Source organism: Pseudomonas sp. 86_A (assembly GCF_017491705.1).
Lineage (GTDB): Bacteria > Pseudomonadota > Gammaproteobacteria > Pseudomonadales > Pseudomonadaceae > Aquipseudomonas > Aquipseudomonas koreensis.
In genome coordinates this window covers 1-3,795 of the sequence record NZ_JAFGYS010000032.1, presented here as the reverse complement: position 1 = coordinate 3,795, position 3,795 = coordinate 1, and the positions used below count along the sequence as shown (strand labels likewise).

6 protein-coding genes are annotated in these 3,795 nt (G+C 57.4%); all 6 read left to right on the top strand.

Annotated features, from left to right (window positions below):
* Positions 1-925: S49 family peptidase (locus J5M57_RS27730; protein WP_207872048.1), on the top strand; the 925-nt coding region annotated here is incomplete at its 5' end.
* 9 nt (positions 926-934) lie between these two features.
* Entirely contained in the window at positions 935-1,267 is a 333-nt protein-coding gene (locus J5M57_RS27725) for a head decoration protein (RefSeq protein ID WP_001297109.1), read from the top strand.
* A gap of 55 nt (positions 1,268-1,322) precedes the next feature.
* The gene (locus J5M57_RS27720) at positions 1,323-2,348 is read left to right on the top strand and encodes a major capsid protein (RefSeq protein WP_000063280.1); all 1,026 of its coding nucleotides are present in this window, start codon (positions 1,323-1,325) and stop codon (positions 2,346-2,348) included.
* Positions 2,349-2,389: 41 nt separating this feature from the next.
* Positions 2,390-2,788: a DNA-packaging protein FI gene (locus tag J5M57_RS27715; RefSeq protein WP_000158919.1), complete on the top strand. Its 399-nt coding sequence runs from the start codon at positions 2,390-2,392 to the stop codon at positions 2,786-2,788.
* Between the two features lie 11 nt (positions 2,789-2,799).
* Positions 2,800-3,153 carry a head-tail joining protein gene (locus J5M57_RS27710; protein ID WP_000752979.1) on the top strand — a complete coding sequence of 118 codons (354 nt, stop codon included), beginning with the start codon at positions 2,800-2,802 and terminating at the stop codon, positions 3,151-3,153.
* A gap of 11 nt (positions 3,154-3,164) precedes the next feature.
* Positions 3,165-3,743 (top strand): phage tail protein, encoded by a 579-nt coding sequence (locus tag J5M57_RS27705; protein WP_000975070.1) that lies wholly within the window; start codon positions 3,165-3,167, stop codon positions 3,741-3,743.
* The last annotated feature ends 52 nt before the right edge of the window (positions 3,744-3,795 follow it).

Sequence of the window (3,795 nt, the reverse complement as noted above, 5' to 3'; positions counted from 1 at the left end):
GCCCGGCGGGATGGTGGCGGGGGCATTCGACTGCGCTGACATCATCGCCCGTGTGCGTGACATAAAACCGGTATGGGCGCTTGCCAACGACATGAACTGCAGTGCAGGTCAGTTGCTTGCCAGTGCCGCCTCCCGGCGTCTGGTCACGCAGACCGCCCGGACAGGCTCCATCGGCGTCATGATGGCTCACAGTAATTACGGTGCTGCGCTGGAGAAACAGGGTGTGGAAATCACGCTGATTTACAGCGGCAGCCATAAGGTGGATGGCAACCCCTACAGCCATCTTCCGGATGACGTCCGGGAGACACTGCAGTCCCGGATGGACGCAACCCGCCAGATGTTTGCGCAGAAGGTGTCGGCATATACCGGCCTGTCCGTGCAGGTTGTGCTGGATACCGAGGCTGCAGTGTACAGCGGTCAGGAGGCCATTGATGCCGGACTGGCTGATGAACTTGTTAACAGCACCGATGCGATCACCGTCATGCGTGATGCACTGGATGCACGTAAATCCCGTCTCTCAGGAGGGCGAATGACCAAAGAGACTCAATCAACAACTGTTTCAGCCACTGCTTCGCAGGCTGACGTTACTGACGTGGTGCCAGCGACGGAGGGCGAGAACGCCAGCGCGGCGCAGCCGGACGTGAACGCGCAGATCACCGCAGCGGTTGCGGCAGAAAACAGCCGCATTATGGGGATCCTCAACTGTGAGGAGGCTCACGGACGCGAAGAACAGGCACGCGTGCTGGCAGAAACCCCCGGTATGACCGTGAAAACGGCCCGCCGCATTCTGGCCGCAGCACCACAGAGTGCACAGGCGCGCAGTGACACTGCGCTGGATCGTCTGATGCAGGGGGCACCGGCACCGCTGGCTGCAGGTAACCCGGCATCTGATGCCGTTAACGATTTGCTGAACACACCAGTGTAAGGGATGTTTATGACGAGCAAAGAAACCTTTACCCATTACCAGCCGCAGGGCAACAGTGACCCGGCTCATACCGCAACCGCGCCCGGCGGATTGAGTGCGAAAGCGCCTGCAATGACCCCGCTGATGCTGGACACCTCCAGCCGTAAGCTGGTTGCGTGGGATGGCACCACCGACGGTGCTGCCGTTGGCATTCTTGCGGTTGCTGCTGACCAGACCAGCACCACGCTGACGTTCTACAAGTCCGGCACGTTCCGTTATGAGGATGTGCTCTGGCCGGAGGCTGCCAGCGACGAGACGAAAAAACGGACCGCGTTTGCCGGAACGGCAATCAGCATCGTTTAACTTTACCCTTCATCACTAAAGGCCGCCTGTGCGGCTTTTTTTACGGGATTTTTTTATGTCGATGTACACAACCGCCCAACTGCTGGCGGCAAATGAGCAGAAATTTAAGTTTGATCCGCTGTTTCTGCGTCTCTTTTTCCGTGAGAGCTATCCCTTCACCACGGAGAAAGTCTATCTCTCACAAATTCCGGGACTGGTAAACATGGCGCTGTACGTTTCGCCGATTGTTTCCGGTGAGGTTATCCGTTCCCGTGGCGGCTCCACCTCTGAATTTACGCCGGGATATGTCAAGCCGAAGCATGAAGTGAATCCGCAGATGACCCTGCGTCGCCTGCCGGATGAAGATCCGCAGAATCTGGCGGACCCGGCTTACCGCCGCCGTCGCATCATCATGCAGAACATGCGTGACGAAGAGCTGGCCATTGCTCAGGTCGAAGAGATGCAGGCAGTTTCTGCCGTGCTTAAGGGCAAATACACCATGACCGGTGAAGCCTTCGATCCGGTTGAGGTGGATATGGGCCGCAGTGAGGAGAATAACATCACGCAGTCCGGCGGCACGGAGTGGAGCAAGCGTGACAAGTCCACGTATGACCCGACCGACGATATCGAAGCCTACGCGCTGAACGCCAGCGGTGTGGTGAATATCATCGTGTTCGATCCGAAAGGCTGGGCGCTGTTCCGTTCCTTCAAAGCCGTCAAGGAGAAGCTGGATACCCGTCGTGGCTCTAATTCCGAGCTGGAGACAGCGGTGAAAGACCTGGGCAAAGCGGTGTCCTATAAGGGGATGTATGGCGATGTGGCCATCGTCGTGTATTCCGGACAGTACGTGGAAAACGGCGTCAAAAAGAACTTCCTGCCGGACAACACGATGGTGCTGGGGAACACTCAGGCACGCGGTCTGCGCACCTATGGCTGCATTCAGGATGCGGACGCACAGCGCGAAGGCATTAACGCCTCTGCCCGTTACCCGAAAAACTGGGTGACCACCGGCGATCCGGCGCGTGAGTTCACCATGATTCAGTCAGCACCGCTGATGCTGCTGGCTGACCCTGATGAGTTCGTGTCCGTACAACTGGCGTAATCATGGCCCTTCGGGGCCATTGTTTCTCTGTGGAGGAGTCCATGACGAAAGATGAACTGATTGCCCGTCTCCGCTCGCTGGGTGAACAACTGAACCGTGATGTCAGCCTGACGGGGACGAAAGAAGAACTGGCGCTCCGTGTGGCAGAGCTGAAAGAGGAGCTTGATGACACGGATGAAACTGCCGGTCAGGACACCCCTCTCAGCCGGGAAAATGTGCTGACCGGACATGAAAATGAGGTGGGATCAGCGCAGCCGGATACCGTGATTCTGGATACGTCTGAACTGGTCACGGTCGTGGCACTGGTGAAGCTGCATACTGATGCACTTCACGCCACGCGGGATGAACCTGTGGCATTTGTGCTGCCGGGAACGGCGTTTCGTGTCTCTGCCGGTGTGGCAGCCGAAATGACAGAGCGCGGCCTGGCCAGAATGCAATAACGGGAGGCGCTGTGGCTGATTTCGATAACCTGTTCGATGCTGCCATTGCCCGCGCCGATGAAACGATACGCGGGTACATGGGAACGTCAGCCACCATTACATCCGGTGAGCAGTCAGGTGCGGTGATACGTGGTGTTTTTGATGACCCTGAAAATATCAGCTATGCCGGACAGGGCGTGCGCGTTGAAGGCTCCAGCCCGTCCCTGTTTGTCCGGACTGATGAGGTGCGGCAGCTGCGGCGTGGAGACACGCTGACCATCGGTGAGGAAAATTTCTGGGTAGATCGGGTTTCGCCGGATGATGGCGGAAGTTGTCATCTCTGGCTTGGACGGGGCGTACCGCCTGCCGTTAACCGTCGCCGCTGAAAGGGGGATGTATGGCCATAAAAGGTCTTGAGCAGGCCGTTGAAAACCTCAGCCGTATCAGCAAAACGGCGGTGCCTGGTGCCGCCGCAATGGCCATTAACCGCGTTGCTTCATCCGCGATATCGCAGTCGGCGTCACAGGTTGCCCGTGAGACAAAGGTACGCCGGAAACTGGTAAAGGAAAGGGCCAGGCTGAAAAGGGCCACGGTCAAAAATCCGCAGGCCAGAATCAAAGTTAACCGGGGGGATTTGCCCGTAATCAAGCTGGGTAATGCGCGGGTTGTCCTTTCGCGCCGCAGGCGTCGTAAAAAGGGGCAGCGTTCATCCCTGAAAGGTGGCGGCAGCGTGCTTGTGGTGGGTAACCGTCGTATTCCCGGCGCGTTTATTCAGCAACTGAAAAATGGCCGGTGGCATGTCATGCAGCGTGTGGCTGGGAAAAACCGTTACCCCATTGATGTGGTGAAAATCCCGATGGCGGTGCCGCTGACCACGGCGTTTAAACAAAATATTGAGCGGATACGGCGTGAACGTCTTCCGAAAGAGCTGGGCTATGCGCTGCAGCATCAACTGAGGATGGTAATAAAGAGATGAAACATACTGAACTCCGTGCAGCCGTACTGGATGCACTGGAGAAGCATGACAC

Bases quoted from the DNA above. Each gene is read 5' to 3' on its own strand.
- J5M57_RS27725 (WP_001297109.1), top strand. From the start codon at position 935: ATGACGAGCAAAGAAACCTTTACCCATTACCAGCCGCAGGGCAACAGT.
- J5M57_RS27720 (WP_000063280.1), top strand. From the start codon at position 1,323: ATGTCGATGTACACAACCGCCCAACTGCTGGCGGCAAATGAGCAGAAA.
- J5M57_RS27715 (WP_000158919.1), top strand. From the start codon at position 2,390: ATGACGAAAGATGAACTGATTGCCCGTCTCCGCTCGCTGGGTGAACAA.
- J5M57_RS27705 (WP_000975070.1), top strand. From the start codon at position 3,165: ATGGCCATAAAAGGTCTTGAGCAGGCCGTTGAAAACCTCAGCCGTATC.